Origin of the sequence: Paraburkholderia humisilvae (assembly GCF_902859855.1) — a bacterium.
In the GTDB taxonomy this organism is placed as follows: Bacteria; Pseudomonadota; Gammaproteobacteria; order Burkholderiales; family Burkholderiaceae; genus Paraburkholderia; species Paraburkholderia humisilvae.
Map to the genome: position 1 here is coordinate 143,360 of NZ_CADIKH010000020.1, position 16,712 is coordinate 160,071.

Annotated in this window: 14 protein-coding genes and 1 pseudogene; 6 read left to right on the plus strand and 9 right to left on the minus strand. The window is 64.5% G+C overall.

What is annotated here, in order from left to right; genetic code table 11:
- Positions 1–103 precede the first annotated feature (103 nt).
- The 5 genes from HV796_RS21820 to xylA form a co-directional block, all read right to left on the minus strand.
- Positions 104–1,510, minus strand: a complete 1,407-nt coding sequence (locus HV796_RS21820; protein ID WP_175228583.1) for an MFS transporter — start codon at positions 1,508–1,510, stop codon at positions 104–106.
- Positions 1,511–2,002: 492 nt separating this feature from the next.
- Complete coding sequence (locus HV796_RS21825) at positions 2,003–3,199, minus strand: sugar ABC transporter permease (protein ID WP_175228584.1); 1,197 nt, start codon at positions 3,197–3,199, stop codon at positions 2,003–2,005.
- A complete protein-coding gene (xylG, locus tag HV796_RS21830) occupies positions 3,196–4,758 on the minus strand; it encodes a D-xylose ABC transporter ATP-binding protein (protein ID WP_175228585.1) in 1,563 nt (520 codons plus the stop codon). The genes HV796_RS21825 and xylG overlap by 4 nt, the downstream gene beginning before the upstream one ends.
- A gap of 144 nt (positions 4,759–4,902) precedes the next feature.
- Entirely contained in the window at positions 4,903–5,931 is a 1,029-nt protein-coding gene (gene xylF, locus HV796_RS21835) for a D-xylose ABC transporter substrate-binding protein (RefSeq protein ID WP_175228586.1), read from the minus strand.
- A gap of 233 nt (positions 5,932–6,164) precedes the next feature.
- The gene (gene xylA, locus HV796_RS21840; RefSeq protein ID WP_175228587.1) at positions 6,165–7,490 is read right to left on the minus strand and encodes a xylose isomerase; all 1,326 of its coding nucleotides are present in this window, start codon (positions 7,488–7,490) and stop codon (positions 6,165–6,167) included.
- A gap of 306 nt (positions 7,491–7,796) precedes the next feature.
- Here xylA and HV796_RS21845 point away from each other — a divergent pair, with 306 nt between their 5' ends.
- The 3 genes from HV796_RS21845 (at position 7,797) to HV796_RS21855 (ending at position 11,194) form a co-directional block, all read left to right on the plus strand.
- Entirely contained in the window at positions 7,797–9,005 is a 1,209-nt protein-coding gene (locus HV796_RS21845; protein ID WP_175228602.1) for a XylR family transcriptional regulator, read from the plus strand.
- Positions 9,006–9,028: 23 nt separating this feature from the next.
- Positions 9,029–10,111: an aldose epimerase family protein gene (locus HV796_RS21850; protein ID WP_175228588.1), complete on the plus strand. Its 1,083-nt coding sequence runs from the start codon at positions 9,029–9,031 to the stop codon at positions 10,109–10,111.
- Between the two features lie 366 nt (positions 10,112–10,477).
- Positions 10,478–11,194: a PepSY-associated TM helix domain-containing protein gene (locus HV796_RS21855; RefSeq protein ID WP_246355977.1), complete on the plus strand. Its 717-nt coding sequence runs from the start codon at positions 10,478–10,480 to the stop codon at positions 11,192–11,194.
- A 125-nt stretch (positions 11,195–11,319) separates the two neighbouring features.
- On the opposite strand, the gene HV796_RS21860 is transcribed toward HV796_RS21855, so the two are convergent.
- From HV796_RS21860 to HV796_RS45440, 3 genes are all read right to left on the minus strand, one after another.
- Positions 11,320–12,099, minus strand: coding sequence for an SDR family NAD(P)-dependent oxidoreductase (locus HV796_RS21860; protein ID WP_175228589.1), 780 nt, complete (start codon positions 12,097–12,099; stop codon positions 11,320–11,322).
- 211 nt (positions 12,100–12,310) lie between these two features.
- Positions 12,311–12,715 (minus strand): SDR family NAD(P)-dependent oxidoreductase, encoded by a 405-nt coding sequence (locus HV796_RS45435; RefSeq protein ID WP_217477975.1) that lies wholly within the window; start codon positions 12,713–12,715, stop codon positions 12,311–12,313.
- Positions 12,681–13,052, minus strand: coding sequence for an SDR family NAD(P)-dependent oxidoreductase (locus HV796_RS45440; RefSeq protein WP_217477976.1), 372 nt, complete (start codon positions 13,050–13,052; stop codon positions 12,681–12,683). Before HV796_RS45440 ends, HV796_RS45435 begins: the two co-directional genes overlap by 35 nt.
- A gap of 127 nt (positions 13,053–13,179) precedes the next feature.
- Here HV796_RS45440 and HV796_RS21870 point away from each other — a divergent pair, with 127 nt between their 5' ends.
- A complete protein-coding gene (locus HV796_RS21870) occupies positions 13,180–13,803 on the plus strand; it encodes a TetR/AcrR family transcriptional regulator (RefSeq protein ID WP_175228590.1) in 624 nt (207 codons plus the stop codon).
- 27 nt (positions 13,804–13,830) lie between these two features.
- On the opposite strand, the gene HV796_RS21875 is transcribed toward HV796_RS21870, so the two are convergent.
- On the minus strand, positions 13,831–15,333 hold the full coding sequence (locus HV796_RS21875; RefSeq protein WP_246355978.1) for an HD domain-containing phosphohydrolase: 1,503 nt from the start codon (positions 15,331–15,333) through the stop codon (positions 13,831–13,833).
- Between the two features lie 405 nt (positions 15,334–15,738).
- Between HV796_RS21875 and HV796_RS21880 the strand changes: the two genes are divergently transcribed.
- Entirely contained in the window at positions 15,739–16,191 is a 453-nt protein-coding gene (locus HV796_RS21880) for a hypothetical protein (protein WP_175228591.1), read from the plus strand.
- Between the two features lie 17 nt (positions 16,192–16,208).
- A pseudogene (locus HV796_RS21885) lies at positions 16,209–16,712 on the plus strand (lytic transglycosylase domain-containing protein); the annotation flags it as partial.

Sequence of the window (16,712 nt, forward strand, 5' to 3'; positions counted from 1 at the left end):
AAAAAAAATCGCCGGCGCATAACGCCGGCGATTTCATGGTTCAGCGCCCGCGCGGCGGTTGACGCGTCAGGCGCTGGTCGATGTTCCGTGACGGGGCACTGAATTACACGCCGCTGTCCGCCGGCACATTTGCCGTGCGGATCGGCTCGGCGGCGACGCGCCCCTGGCTTTCTGCCGGCAGCGCCCATTCGAGCCAGCGGGCCCGGTGCAGCACCACCAGCACGAACGCGAGCGCCGACAAGCCTGCGAAGGTCGCAAAGCCCATCTGATAGCTGCCGGTGCTCTCCTTCGCGATACCCATGATCACCGGCAGGTAAAAGCCGCCGATGCCGCCCGCCGCGCCGACGATCCCGGACATCAGACCGGTCTTGCCCTTCCAGCGTTGTGGGACGAGCTGGAAGGTCGCGCCGTTGCCGAGTCCAAAGCAAAGGTACAGCGCGATCAGCAGCACGATGCCTGCGGCAAGCGGCGGCATCCACGCGGCAAAGACGAAATCGCACAGCGAGATCGCCGCGAGCAGGATCACGAGTGCCCGCACGCCGGAGATGCGATCGGCGACGAGGCCGCCGATCGGCCGCACCAGGGCGCCGATAAACGCGAGCAGCGACATGAAGAGGCCTGCTTCGAGCGCCGGCAACTGGTAGAGCGAAATGAGCAGCGTCGTCACGTACGAAGACATGCCGACGAAGCCGCCGAACGTGATGCTGTAGACGAGCATCACGACCCACGTATCGCCTTCGACGAGCACGCTGCGGTAGTGGCGCGGCAACACGAAGATCGCCAGCAGCGCGCCGAGTACGGGCAGCAGCAGCACGCCGGTCTTGCCCGCGCCGAATACGCCCGCATGCACCGCGAGCACGAGCACAACGAGGCCCGCGAGCGTGACGAAGAAACTGCGGAACGCACGCGGCGCGCTGCCCGACTTCAGTCCAAAATCCTGCGCCCAGAAGAACAGCGCGGTGGCCGCGAGCGCGAGCAGCGGTAACGCGGCGCCCGCCGCGGAGGTCCAGCCGAAATGGGCGGCGAGGCCGGGGAACATGAAGCCGTCGAGCACCGCGCCGATATTGCCCGCCGCGGCAAGACCGAGCACCAGCCCCTGCACTTTCGGCGGATAGTTGCTGCCCGCCATCGGTAGCGCCACTGCGAAGCTTGCGCCGCCGACACCGAGGAAGACGCCGAGCACGAGCAGCAGCGTGTACGACGGCGTGCCGGGCATCAGCAGCAGCACGATCGACGGAATCGCCGACAGCAGCACGCCCATCAGCGCGATGCGCCGGCCATCGCAAGCCTGGTACAGGTTGCCGAGCGTCACGCGCAAGATCGCCGCGCCAAGCACCGGCACCGCGACCAGAAAGCCCAGTTCAGCCGGCGTCATCGCAATGTCTTTGTGGATGAACGGCGCGAGCGGCCCGAACATCACCCACACGGTGAAACCGGTGTCGAAATAGAAGAAGCACGCGAGCAGTGCGCGCCAGTTACCGCTCGTGAGCGAACTCAACAGATTTTTCATGGGTCGATGTGCACACGCAAAAGAAAAGCGTCCCGAACCGCACGCGCGCGGATCGATGCATCGATCGCGCTCGCGTGCGGTTCGGGACGCCGTTGCCCCTAGGTCCTATGGTCCGCTCGACCTGAGCGTCCCTGCTCGAACTGCCCTTCATCGAAGCCGCCATTGGCCTCGGCGACGATAAACGCAATAGGTATGCCATCGGGCGTGACGGCGGCGCGCCACGCGCGTGAAAGCGCGCTGCGCGAACCCGTCACGGCGTGCGCAATCGCTTGTTAGACGGGGCGTTGCGCGCGATGCGGCGTGCGCCCAAAAAAATGAAAGCGGCCTCGTGGAGGCCGCGGGTAAGTGCGTGACGGACGGGCTTTCAGCGCGCCGACGCGTTGCCTTCGCGCACGCTGACGAAGCGGGTCAGTGCTGCGCCGTGGTGCACCGCACCACGGCCGTGCGCAGATAGGTCAGTCGAATGCCACTTGCTACGTTTAGCGTTGCGCTTCAGCGTTGGTTCGACCCCGAAATCACGTCGACCCACACGGCGAGCACGAGAATGCCGCCTTTGACGATCATCTGCCAGTACGAATCGACGTCGAGCATCGACATCCCATTGTCGAGGCTCGCCATCACGAGCGCGCCGATCAGCGCGCCGTACACGGTGCCCGAGCCGCCGCGCATCGACGTGCCGCCGATAAAGCAGGCGGCAATCGCATCGAGCTCGCCGGTCGTGCCGGCCGATGGCGACCCGGCCGCGAGTCGCGCGGTTTCGACCAACCCGCCGAAAGCGCACATCAGCCCCATCAGCGCGAAGATCGCGAGCTTCACGCGATTCGTATTGACGCCGGACAGACGCGTCGCTTCGAGATTCGAACCGACTGCATAAATACGGCGGCCGAATACGGTCTGCGTCGCGATATACGTGAAAATGCCGAGCAGCGCGAGCAGCACCAGCACAGGCACCGGAATCCCGCCATAGCGGTTCAGTGTCGCGACGAACGCGAAGACAATCAGCCCCGCCGCGACGATCTTCACGCCGTCCTGCCACACCGGCACCACCGGCAGGTTGTAGTGCTGACGGCTCTTGCGGTGGCGCACGGTCAGCACGGTCAACAGCACGAACAGCACGACCGCGAGCACGTTGCCGGCGATACGCGGCAGATATCCCTGTCCGACAAACACCAGCGCGTCCGAAGCGGGCGCAATCGTCGAGCCGCCGGTCACGCCGAGCAGCACGCCGCGATACGCGAGCATGCCGCCCAAACCGACGATAAACGACGGCACGCGCAGATACGTCGACCACCAGCCGTTGAAGATGCCGAACGCGACGCCCGCCAGCATCACGACCGGCAGCGTCGCCGCCAGCGGCCAGTGATACTTGACGTCGAGAATCGCGGCGATGCCGCCGAGCAGCCCGAGCAGCGACCCGACTGACAGGTCGATTTCGCCGGCGATGATCACGAACACCATGCCGCACGCGAGCATCCCGGTGATCGACATCTGCCGCAGCAGGTTCGACAGATTGCGCGGCGTGACGAACGCGCCATCGGTGAGAAACGAAAAGAAAGTCCAGATGACCACGACCGCCAGCAGCAAAGCCAGCAGCTTGTAGCGCGCGAACAGCTGTTTGACGCGCTGCCCTGAGGCAATCGACGCCCGCTGCCCGGCACGGTTTTCGACGGAACTGAATTCAGGTGTCATGCGACGCTCACAAGGTTGGAAGGGTCACGACGTTCGGTTTCGGTATTGAGCGCGGCGGTCAGGATGTGCTCCTGCGTGAGGCCGTCGTTGACGAAGTCGCCGCGCAGGCGGCCTTCGCCGATCACGAGCACGCGGTCGCTCACGCCGAGCACTTCGGGCAATTCCGACGAGACGACGATGATCGACACGCCGCGCCGCGCGAGCGCGAACATCAGCTTGTAGATTTCGTATTTGGCGCCGACGTCGACGCCGCGCGTCGGCTCATCGAGAATCAGCACCTGCGGATCGGTCAGCAGCATGCGCGTCAGCACCGCCTTTTGCTGGTTGCCGCCGGAGAGGCTGGCAATCGACAGCATCGGCGACGCGGCGCGCACCGACAGGCGCTTCATTTCCGTGTGAATCGTGTCGAGCTCGGACGCGCTGTCGATGCGCCCGGCCTTCGCGAAGCGCGACAGCACCGCCAGCGTGATGTTGTGGCCGACCCCGAGTTGCGGCACGATGCCGTGGCGCTTGCGGTCTTCGGGCACCATCGCGATGCCGGCGCGAATCGCATCGGCCGGCGCGGCGATCTTCAGGCGCTTACCGTTCATCGATACGTCGGCGCGACTCACGCCCGGATACGCGCCGAAAATCGCCTGCATCAGTTCGGTGCGACCCGCGCCGACCAGCCCGGCCACGCCGAGAATCTCGCCTTTGCGCAACGAGAACGACACGTTGTCGACCCGCTTGCGGTTCGAATTCGTCACGTCGTAGCAGGTGACGTGGCGCGCTTCGAAAATCACGTCGCCGATTTCATGCGGCTCGCGCGGAAACAGATTGGTGATCTCGCGCCCGACCATCAACGCGATAATGCGGTCGGTGGTGAGTTGCGCCATCGGCTGTGTCGCGACATGCTTGCCGTCGCGAATCACGGTGATCGTGTCGCACACCGCTTCGACTTCGTCGAGCTTGTGCGAGATATAGACGCACGCGACGCCGCGCTTTTTCAGGTCGCGCACGATATTCAGCAGAATCTTTGTTTCGGCGGCCGTCAGCGATGAAGACGGCTCGTCGAGAATCAGCAGCTTGGCGCGCTTGTTCAGCGCCTTCGCGATCTCGATCAGTTGCTGATGCCCGCCGCCGTAGTTCATCACCGGCTGCGCGACATTGATGCCTTCGATGTTCAGTTCGCGTAGCAGCGCGTCCGCACGCTGATACATCGCCGCGTAGTTCATCCGGCCGCCGGGCAGCGTGATCTCGTTGCCGAGGAAGATGTTCTCCGCCACGGAAAGCTGCGGCACCAGCATCAGTTCCTGATGAATGATCACGATGCCGGCGCGCTCGGTGTCGCGCACGTTTTGCGCGACGAGCGGCCTGCCTTCCCACAGCATCTCGCCGGACCAGTCGCCGTGCGGATAGACGCCCGACACGATCTTCATCAGTGTCGACTTGCCCGCGCCGTTTTCGCCGCACAGGCCGACGCATTCGCCGGGCGCGACGGTGAGATCGATGCCGTCGAGCGCCCGCACGCCGGCAAATGATTTGGCGATGCCGCGCAGCTCCAGAAGCGCTTGTGACATGTGCGCTTGTTCCATGCGTGTCGTCCTGGGTGGATCAGGGACACGCGCGTGCCCGTTGACGGGCGCGCGCGCCTGTTACGGAGACGTCGCGCCGCTTATCGCCTGATGCGATGCCAGCCGCGGCGCGCGTCAACCCGCACGCGATCAGTTGCCCGCGAGCTGTGCCTGCGTATAGAAGCCATCCCTGACCACGACGTCGGCATTGGCCTTCGTCAGCAGCGTCGGCTGCAGCAGCACCGTGTCGACCTGCTTCTTGCCGTTGTCGTACTTCGCGTTGAACGCGGGCTGGTTGCCCTTCGCGAGATCGACCGACAGCTTGGCCGCTTCGCTGGCGATCAGCTTCAGCGGCTTATAGACCGTCATCGTCTGCGTGCCGGAGATCACGCGCTTCACCGCTGCGAGATCGGCGTCCTGGCCCGACACCGGCACCTTGCCCGCGAGATGCTGCGCGGCAAGCGCCTGGATCGCGCCGCCCGCGGTGCCATCGTTCGACGCGACGATCGCATCGATCTTGTTGTTGTTCGCGGTCAGCGCGTCTTCGGTGATGCGCAGCGCGGTCGCAGCGCTCCACTCCGGCACCCACTGCTGGCCGACCACCTTGATATCGCCGCGGTCGATCGCGGGCTTCAACACTTTCAGCTGGCCTTCGCGCAGCATCTTCGCGTTGTTGTCGGTCGGCGCGCCGCCGAGCAGGAAGTAATTGCCCTTCGGCTGCGCGTTAAAGACGCCTTGCGCCTGCAGTTCACCGACCTTCTCGTTGTCGAACGAGATATAGCCGTCGACATCCGCATCGAGAATCAGGCGGTCATACGACACGACCTTGATGCCGGCCTTATGCGCTTCGGCGACGACGTTGCCGAGCGTCTTCGAGTTGAACGGCACGATCACGATCACATCGACGCCGCGCGAGATCAGGTTTTCGATCTGCGAGATCTGGCGCGATTCGCTCGCGTCAGCCGACTGCACCGACACCTTCGCGCCCAGCTTGGTTGCGGCCTCAACGAAGTAGTCGCGGTCGCGCGACCAGCGCTCGACGCGCAGATCGTCGATACAGAAACCGATTTCCGGCTTGTCCTTGCTTGCATGCGCTAGCGGCGCAAGCGACGTCAGGCCGGCAAACATCGCGGCGCAGACAAGTGAATTCAGAACGGAACGACGCATAGCAGATTTCATTGTCTCACTCCTTCCTTTATTGGTTGGCTACCGGCGTCCGAAGATGCGAGAGCAACGAAGTCGCCGGCAAAATCCTACGGATGCGCCGCGAATTCGTGTTCGCGGTCGTCGATTGTGTAAAGCTGGTTTTTGTCCGCCCGACAGAGTGGGCTGTGCGGACCGGCCGGACAATTGCGAAATTGACCGGCCGAGCTAACGTTTTTTACCGATGCGCGTTCTTTCGCGACGCGCGCCTATTTGCCCGCGCCGTACAGCGCCTGGGTCACCACGTTTTCGAGGTGCTCCTGACGGCCGCTGACATGCCGCGGCGCGATGCCGCGTGCGAGCGCATCGTCCGCGAGCGATTCGAGCGAGTAGTCGCCCGCGAGAATCTTGCGGCCGAACTCGGTGTCCCAACCCGCGTAACGCTTTTGCTTGAACTCGGCGAGCTTATCGTTTTCGACAAGACGCGCAGCGCGTTCGAGCGCAATCGCGAGCGCGTCGATCGCACCGATATGGCCGTGGAACAGATCTTCCGGGTCGATGCTCTGGCGACGCACCTTCGCATCGAAGTTCATGCCGCCGGTCGTAAAGCCGCCATTGCGCAGAATTTCGTAGAACGCGAGCGTGAGTTCTTCGACGCTGTTCGGGAACTGGTCGGTATCCCAACCGTTTTGCGGATCGCCGCGATTCGCGTCGACGCTGCCGAAGATACCAAGCGCAAACGCATTCGCAATCTCGTGGTGGAACGAATGGCCCGCGAGCGTCGCGTGATTCGCCTCGATATTCACGCGAATGTCATGCTGCAACCCGAACTGCGTGAGGAAGCCGTGCACCGTTGCGACATCGTAATCGTACTGGTGCTTGGTCGGCTCCTGCGGCTTCGGTTCGATCAGCAGCGTGCCCTTGAAACCCTTCTTGTGCTTGTGCTCGACCACCATGCTCATAAAGCGGCCAAGCTGTTCGCGCTCGCGCTTCAGATCGGTGTTGAGCAGCGTCTCATAGCCTTCGCGGCCGCCCCACAGCACATAGTTCGAACCGCCCAGACGCTGGGTCGCTTCGAGCGCTTCGCACACCTGGGTCGCGGCAAACGCGAACACGTCCGGATTCGGATTGGTCGCGGCGCCGGCCGCATAGCGCGGGTGCGAGAACAGGTTCGCGGTGCCCCACAGCAGCTTCACGCCGGTGTCTTCCTGCTTGCGCGCGAGATAGTCGGTGAGCGACTTGAAGTTGCTCACGTACTGCTTGATGCTGTCGCCTTCGGGTGCGACGTCGGTATCGTGGAACGTATAGAACGGCACACCGAGCTTCGAGAAGAATTCGAATGCGGAGTCGGCCTTCAGGCGTGCGCGCTCGAGCGGTTCGCCCGCGGCGTGCCATGGGCGATCGAAGGTGCCCGGCCCGAACATGTCGGTGCCCGCCCAGCCGAACGTATGCCAGTAGCAGACGGCGACGCGCAGATGATCTTCCATCCGCTTGCCAAGCACGACCCTGTCGCGATCGTAGTGGCGGTACGCAAAGGGATTGTCGGACTGCGGGCCTTCATAGCGCACAGCCGGCAGGTGTTCGAAATAGGACATCCGCGTCTCCTTGATCGATATCGTGCGTGCACATGACCCGGCATGGGGGCATGGCGGGCGCCGCACGTTTGCATGAGTGACGCCATGCTGCCAGTTTGCGGCTCACGCCGGCAATTGCGAAATCCGCCAGCGTCGTTAGCGATTCTTGCCACCGGTTAAAATCGGCTGGCGGCAGCAAGCTTGCACCGCCTAAAATAAACAGGATGCTTAAAAACACCGCGAAGCCATCTTACCCCTAAGGGTTTCGCCGCATACGGAGACGACGGCGCCGCTGCGTTCATGCAGCAACAGCCGTTTTACACAGCGATGACACGCCAGCAACCCGTTCAACGTACGCATCGGATCGCGTTGCTCTTTAACGCGAACAAGGTCTATGACCGCGAGATCATCACCGGTATCGGCAAATACCTGCTGTCGACGCGCGTCGCGTGGGATCTGTTCCTTGAAGAAGACTTTCGCGCGCGTCTGACCGGCATCGAACACTTCGAAGGCGACGGCATCATTGCCGACTTCGACGACCCGGCCGTACGCGAAGCGCTGTCGGATTGTCCGCTGCCGGTGGTGGCGGTCGGCTCGTCGTATGAGGATGAATCCCAGTATCCGGACAATGTGCCGTATATCGCGACCGACAATCGCAAGCTCGTTTCGCTCGCGTATACGCATTTGATCGGCGCCGGACTGCAGCGCTTCGCGTTATACAGCCTGCCCGAATCGCCAACCAACCGCTGGGCGCAGGAACGCGAGCTCGCATTCAACGCGCTGCTCGCCGCCGATGGCCTGACCGGCGACGTGCATCGTGGCCTGCCGACCAGCGCGCCGGTGTGGAGCCAGGCCAGCGCGCAATTAACCGCATGGCTGCAAAGTCTGCCGAAGCCAGTCGGCGTAATCGCGGTCACCGATGCGCGTGCGCGTCAGCTATTACAGGTGTGCCTGATCTCCGGCATCGCGGTGCCTGAGGAAGTGGCGATTATCGGTATCGACAACGATCCGCTCACGCGTTCGCTGACGCGTATTCCGGTGTCGTCGGTCATTCAAGGCACCGAGGAAATGGGCCGCACCGCCGCGCACCTGCTGCATCAGATGCTGGGCGGCGCACGCTTCGGCGGACGGCGCATTCTGGTGCCGCCAGTCGGCATCAATGTGCTCGAGTCGACGCGGCATCAGCCCGTGTCGAGCCCGTACGTGATGCGCGCACGCCACTACATTCGACAGTACGGCTGCCAGGGCATCAAGACCGAGCAGGTCGCCGATTATGTCGGCGTGTCGCGCTCGTCGCTCGAAGAGCACTTCCGCCGCGAGCTCGGCTGCACCGTGCATCAGGCCATCCTTAACCACAAGCTCGAGGTCGCGAAACAGTTGCTCGCGCAACCGGATATTTCCAGTACCGAGGTCGCAATACGCTGCGGCTTCACGTCGTTGCAATACATGTACGCGGTGTTTCGCCGCGAACTGGGCTGTACCCCACGCGAGTACCATGAACGCTTGCAGTCCACGCAGGCATCGCAACCCGGCTGACCCCCGACTTCGATTTTTTATCCATGAACCTCGCAGACTCGCGCAGCTCCGATCGCGCCCATCCGGCGCATATCACCGTCGAACGCTGGGGCACGCTGCCCGGCGGCGATGCGATCCGTCTCTTTACGCTGCGCAACGCGCACGGCATGCGGGTCGCGATCAGCGATCTGGGCGCGACGCTCGTGTCGTGGCATGCGGCTGACCGCGCCGGCCGGATCGCCGACGTCGTGCTCGGGCACGACACGCCGGCCGACTATCTCGCCAGCACGTCGTTCTTTGGCGGCACGATTGGCCGCTGGGCGAACCGGATCGCCGCTGCGCGCTTCATGCTCGACGGCGTCACGTATCAGCTCGATCGCAACGAAGGTGACAATCTGCTGCACGGCGGCGCGACCGGCTTTCATCGCGCGGTGTGGAATGCACGCGAAGTCGATGGCACGCTCGTGTTCACACACGAATCGCCGGAGGGCGACGCGGGCTTTCCGGGCACGCTCGAGGCGACCGTGCGCTACGCGCTGGGCGACGACGGCGCGCTGACCATTCACTACGACGCGGTGAGCGACGCACCGACGCCGGTCAATATGACGAATCACGCGTACTTCAATCTGTCCGGCGGACCGGCGGACATCCGCGGCCATCTGATCGAAATCGATGCGGACGAATTCTGGGAGGTCGACGGCGCGCTGATTCCGCTGGCGCGCGCAAGCGTCACCGGCAACGCGTTCGACTTTCGGACGGGCGCGCCGATCGGTGCGCGTCTGGATTGGCCGCACGAGCAACTCGCGCGTGCGAAGGGATTCGACCACTGCTATCTGCTACGCGGTCCGTCCGGTACGGTGCGCCGCGTGGCGGTGCTGTACGACCCGGGCAGCGGCCGTGAGCTGACCGTCGAAACCGATGCAAGCGGCTTGCAGTTCTATACGGGCAATTATCTGGACGGCGTGGTCGCGCGCGGCGGCCAGCCGTTGCGCAAGCATGCGGCGCTGTGCCTCGAAACCGGCGGGTATCCGAACCAGATCAATATGGACGATGCCGCCGCGCAGGTCGTGTTGCAGCCGGGCGAGCGCTATCGGCATACCACTGTGTATCGGTTGGGTGTCCGATAGAACGCGCGATAACACCCGCGAACGTAACGGTTCGAAACAATTCGATTTGCTTCAGCCAGCTTACGATGATTGCAGCATTCGCTTTGGCGTGAAATGATAGTAATTCTTATCTGAACGCCAGCCACTCCGTCCGGCCTGGCGGCCTGCTTGCACGTTGCCAGCGGCCGCGAACCTGAGCGACGGCCAGCCAGCCCGGACCGCCAGCCCAATGTCGGCGCACCTGTGATGCAACGTGCGCCACCGCGGTGGCGCCCCCCATTCCAACCTGTGCAGTATGCGCACACGCGCCGTCGGCAGCTAACCGCGGCCGCGTGATGCCGCGACGCGCGGGTGATCTCGACACGTTACACATTCCGCGGAGCGATTTTGAATACGACCCAGACCTTCGAATCGGGCACCACCGATTTCAAACCGCTCGCATCGAGTACCGCAGCCGCTGCCGGCGACGTTGAAGCCCAGCAGAAACGCTCGCGCCGGATCACGTTCATCCGCTGGCTGCGCAAGATTCACGGCTGGATCGGGCTATGGGGCGCGGCACTTGGGCTGCTGTTCGGTACGACCGGCTTTTTCCTGAATCACCGCGCAGGGCCGCTGCGTGTGTCGACGGGCACCCCACAGGTATCGGAACTGCAGGTGCCGCTGCCGCAGCCGGCGCCCAAGTCGCCACGCGAGCTCGCCGAATGGCTCAAAGGTGAACTGAAGCTCACCGGCAAACCGGGCCGCGTGCAGAAGGAGCCATCGCATCCGGTTGCGTGGGGCGATCGCAGCGCGATCCAGCCGGAGCACTGGCAACTGTCGTTCGCGTCGCCACAGCAGATCACGTCCGCCGATTACTGGGTGGGCAGCGGCTACGTCACCGTCAAGCGCACCGGCAATTCGTTTCTGGCGACGCTCACGAATCTGCACAAGGGCGTGGGCTTGAGTGTCGGCTGGGTGCTGCTGATCGATACGCTGGCCGGCAGCATCATTCTGTTGTCGCTGACCGGCGTGCTGCTGTGGACGCAGCTCAACACGAGGCGCACAGTCGGCGCCGTGCTGGTGATTGGGTCGATTGTGGCCGCCGTTTGTGTTGGGCTCGCTTAGTGGGGGGCGCGTAACGGCATTGCGTTTTTCGCTACGCGGCGGCGCGCGCGCCGAACTTCAACGGCTCGCGCACCTGCGTTGCGCCTTTGCTCTGTCTTTGTTCTGTGCGGGTCCCGACGCGCGGTTTACCGCGGCGCGCGTAACATCGGCGCACCCGACGGCGCACCGGTCAACCCGCCATCGACGACGATCTCCGCCGCGGTAATTCCCGCCGAATCGTCTGACGCAAGGAACAGCACCGCGCGCGCCGTTTCTTCCGGATCCGCGAGGCGGCCGATTGGAATGCGCGGCGCGAATGCGTTTTCCGCGTCGTCAATCGTCTTTCCCGCCCGTGCGCCACGCGTCCAGATCGCCGTGCGCGTCGCACCCGGAATGACGGTATTCACACGAATGCCGCGCGGCGCCAGTTCGGACGCGAACACCTTCGCCATCGCCGTCACAGCGCCCTTCGATGCGGAGTACGCCGCGGTCCCCGCCATCCCCTCGCCGCGCATTACCGAGCCGTTCAGCACGATCGCACTGCCTTCATGCATCAACGGCAGCGCCGCCTGCACGGTCAGAAAAACCGCCGTGATATTGGTGCGCGTGATGGTCTCGAAGGCCTGCGCGGTCGTGCCGCCAAGCGGCGTCGGCCCGCTGATGCCCGCGTTCGCGAATACCGCGTCGAGCGAGCCGAATTCGTCCTTGATTTTTTGGGCGACCCGCTCGAGCGCGTCTGCATCGTTCAGGTCGGCCACCATGCCGATCGCGTTCGGGCCCAGCTCCGTCAATGCGTGATCGAGCTTCCCCGGATCGCGACCGGTAATCGCGACGCGCGCACCTTGCTCGATCAACAGCTTCGCCGTGGCAAAGCCGATACCGCTGTTACCGCCCGTCACGAGCACCGTCTTGTTCTGGAAACGCATGATCTTCTCCTTCAGAAACCCTTGTTTGCACCGGACCGGTTGGCCCGGCGCTCATTCATTGCAATCGCAACTATAATTTAATGATATTGATCGCAATGAATGTGGTCAAACGGCGTCTGGCGAATACTGTGTTTCAGGAAAGTGGGCTAATGGGGTGCGCAGAGGCGTACGCAGACCCCGGTTGAGTGGTAGTCATACGGCGGCGTTTCGCCTACGCGGTACGCGGCAGCACGCTCGCAAGGCGCGCCTGAAACGCCTTCGGATCGGCGGCGAACGCGGCAGCCGCTTCGCGCGACAGTTTGCCCGGAAATACCTCCATCTCGCCCGCTTCAACCGCGTCGAGCGTATCGGCTGCCACGTCGCGCGGCGCGACCTTCGGTATCTCGCCGGCCCAGCCGCCCATCGCGGTGTTGGTGACGGTCGGCATCGACGCGACCACCAGCGTGCGCTGCGCGGCCAGTTCGGCGCCAAGGCTGCGGGTTAGCGCCAAACCGGCCGCCTTCGCCGCGCTATACGTGCCCATCATCGGCAAGGTCGCGAGCGACAGAATCGACAGTACATTGACGATCGCACCACCGCCGTTACGCGCAAGGATCGGCGCAAACGCGCGCGCCATCAGCAGCGGGCCGAAGTAATTGACGTCGATCTCGGCGCGCCTCCGACAGGTCCGCCGCCGCGACCGCGCCCTGCTCCGCGCTGTAGCCGGCGTTATTGATGACGAGCGACACGTCCGTGGCGACGGCGGCGGCCGCAGCCACCTGCGCGGGGTCGGTCACGTCGAGCACCAGCGGCGCGATGCACAAGTCGCCGTTGAATGAGCCCGCGAGCGCTGCCGCGTGGCGCCCACCTGCGTAGACTTTCGCGGCGCCGCGTTCGAGCAGGTGCGCGACGAATTCGCGCCCGATACCGCCGGCGGCGCCGGTCACCAATGCAACAGTATTTTTGAGATTCATGATCGCTACCGTCGTCCTCAAGGGGTTTATAATTGCACGCGCAATTATAAACCAATGATAGCGACCGAAATCAATGTGTTTGGGATTGTTCGATTGACGCAGGTTTGAAGCAGGCTGGGAGTCAACAATGAAAGTCAGCAAGGAGCAGGCGGCGCAAAACCGCGCCAGGCTCATCGAGACAGCGGCGCGGCTGATGCGCGAGCGCGGCATCGACGGCGTCGGTGTCGCTGAAATCGGCAAGGCGGCGGGTCTCACGCACGGCGCGCTGTACGCGCATTTTCCATCGAAGGAAGCGCTCGCCGCCGAGGCGCTCGCGTTCGGCCTGGAGCGCGGACACATCCGCTTGACGACGCCACGCGACGGGCGCCTGCCGGGGCTCGGCGAACTGCTCGACGGCTATCTGTCCGAGGAAAAGCGCAATGACGTCGCGGAAGGCTGCGCGATGGCGGCGTCGGTGAGCGACATCGGACGGCAGGATGTGTCCGTCAGCGAGCCGTTTGCGACAGGGCTCGAGCAGATGGCCGACGTGTTCCGGTCGAAGCTCGACAGCGCGCTGCCTGAAGCGACGCGGCGCGAACGCGCATTGACGATGGCCGTCGCGCTGATCGGCGCGATTTCGGCGTCGCGCGCGGTGATGAAGGCGCAGCCGGCACTCGCCGATGAAATCCTGCACGCGGTGCGGCACACGATCGATACGATCGCGGCGCAGCCCGACGGACACGACGTGAACGGCGAGAGAGACAGGCAGTGACGCGGCGAGGCGGACGCGACCGCCCGCTTACAGCAAGCCGAGCGCGGACGCCTTTAGCGTCGCCGCCGCACGCGTCGAGCACTCGAGCTTTCGAAACACGCTTTCGACGTGAGTGCGCACCGTGCTCGGGCTCAAGTCCAGTTCCCGTGCGGCTTCCTTGTTGCTGGCGCCGCGGCTGATCGAACGCAATACGTCGGTTTCGCGCGCCGACAGGCGCACCGCGGACGGTTGCCGGCGCGGCGCAACATCCGCGCGCGACGCGACGGACCCGCGAGCGCACGCGAGCAGCACCTCCACCACGTCCGGATCGAAGCGCCCACGCGCCGCGTCGTCACGGATCAACTGCGCGGCCTCATCGGCACCGAACGCCGCGCGCCAAGGTCGCGCGGCACGCAACGCAACCCACGCAACCGATGCCGCCAGCACACGCGCTTCAAGCGGCAGCGCGTCGCGCGCGAGGCCACGAAAGTAGCCTGACCCGTCACCGCGCTCGTACACGTATGACGCGAGCTCGGCCGCATCGGCAAGCGTCCCGGTCTGCCGGCCGGCACGCGCCGTCCAGTAGGGCACGAGACGCACGCGCTCCCACGCGGACGCCGATAACCGTCCGGGCGTACTCCACAGCGCGTTCGGCACGGCCGCGCGGCCGATGCCGTGCAGCAGGCCCGCGCGATACACACGCTGTTGCGTCAGCGGGTCCGCGATCAGTTGCGCGCAGCATTGCGCGGCCATTGTCGCGACCGCGCGCGAGTAGCCGGTCATCCACGGCAGCTTCAGGTCGATCACGTCGGCGATCAGCTCGGCCGACGTGGTGTCGGACATCGGCGGCGTCGATAGCGCAGCGTCGAATTGCGCGGGCGTCATCTGGTCGAGCGCCGCCATCCATGGCCGGCCGTGGGTCTCCGCAAGCGCCGCGAGCGCGGCCGGATAGCGCGCGTTCGCACGCTGCGCGATCAACTGCAACGCGTGATCGACGCCATAAACGCGCGCAAAGATTTCGAGGTCCCCAGCGACCGCGATCAGATACACCGCGGTCGGCACGGCATCGCCGGCGAGACGGTCCGGAATGCCGCCGCCGTCCCATGCTTCGAAGATGTGTCGCAACGCGGTTTGCGTAGCGTGCGCGAGACCCAGCATCCGCGCGACCTCGCCGGACACTTCGCAATGAATCTGCGCGAGCGGCGTCAACGCGGCTCTCACACCACCGTGCGCGTCGAGCGGCTGCGCCCAGTCGGGCCGCTGCGCGAGCATCGCTGCGCGGCCGCCGACGTCATCACCGAGCGTGTCGGCAAAACCCGATGCGTTCGCCGTACAGCCTGTCCAGCGCAGCAGCGACCCTTCGATCACTGCGCAACGAACCGTCTCGTCGGCGCCGGCCGCACGCGCGAATTGCGCGGCGAGCCACGCGGTGCGCAGCGAATGATCGGTGGGTTGGCCCATGCTGAGGTCGCCGATAAAGGCGAGCGCTTTGACTGCGTCGAAGACGTGCAGCGCGGCGCCTGGGTCTGGCGCCATTGGCGGTGCGTTCATGGATTCGTTGCCGGATGAAAGCGGAGGTCGGTGGGTGAGTGAGCCTGGACACTATACCGGAGCTTGCATTCGTGTCTTTTGTGTTCGTTGTGTTCGGATGGCTTCGCTTGCGTCGTGCCTTGGCCAAGGCGAGCAAGGGGCAGCGACACCCGAAGTCATGACGACCTGGTCGCTGCTGGGCAAATGAGACACCTCCCGAGTAAATCCGAGTTGCCTGCTTCTCTCTGAGATTCGATCGCGTGGTTGCGCCGCCCTATCAGACAGTCTTCGCGCGGATGTCAAATTGTGTGCACAACGATCTATTCCGTTTGCCCGGCCCTTATCATCCGCTTCAACCAGTCAGGCGATATCTAGCTTGATGTGATTGACAGAGGAACGAGACCTTTGAGCCCGGCAACGACCAGCATGAGTAGTCAAACGAAACACAAAGCGCACCCGTCCACTGCGCCTGCACACGTCGTTGCGCCACCGCCTGCGTTGAAGTGGTGCTATCCCTTCCCGCGCAAAGGCGGCGGCGAAGTCACCGACCCGCAGGTCTTCTATCACGCGCTCGGGCAGATGACCGATGGCTTCTTTCCGCTTGGCGTGAATGGCTTTCCGCACGGCGGCGTGCATTTTGGCGCAATGTCCGCGGCGTGCGTCGATCAGTCAGGTGGCGTGCGGCTGCACGCGGATGGCGAGATCGTCGCGTACCGGATCGACGGGCGCTATCCGCACCTGAAGTTCAGACAGGACTCGCGCTGGGCGCTGTACTCGACCGGCTTCGTGCTGGTGCGTCACCGGATGACATTGCCTCCGCCGCCGGGCCACACGGCATATCGGGCCATACGGCTGCGCAGCCCGCCGACGAGACGCTGACGTTTTTCAGCCTGTTCATGCATATGGCGGACTGGAAATCCTATCTGGAGGACGGCAGGCTCGCACGCCCGGACTGGTGGCTGGGGGTGGATGCGTATCGTGTGGCGGGCAGGGACCGGCAGAAGCCTGACGCGCAGGGGAACAGCGGTGATGGAACCGGAGCGTTCGTTTATACGGAGCCGAAGGCCGCAGCGAAGAAAGGCCAGTTCAGCGCGGGGACCTGCGTGGCGTTCCTGCAGAAGGACAGCGAAGTGGTCGTGGGCGAAAAACGTGGCGAGTGGCGGCATATCAAGGCCGTGACATCCGGCGCGATGACGGGCGCGACCCATGGAAGCCCGTTCGGCACGAAGGACCTGACCGTGCCGTGGCAGCGCCCGGACGGTGACGACAGGGGACGCGTGCCGCTGACTCCGGAAGGCGACTGGGGCTGGCTTCACCTGCACGACGAGCAGCCGGTGCGCGAGCCGGAGGGCGTGGGCAGTGTGGTGATTCCGCCGCGACCGGTCGCGGTGAAGGCCGGC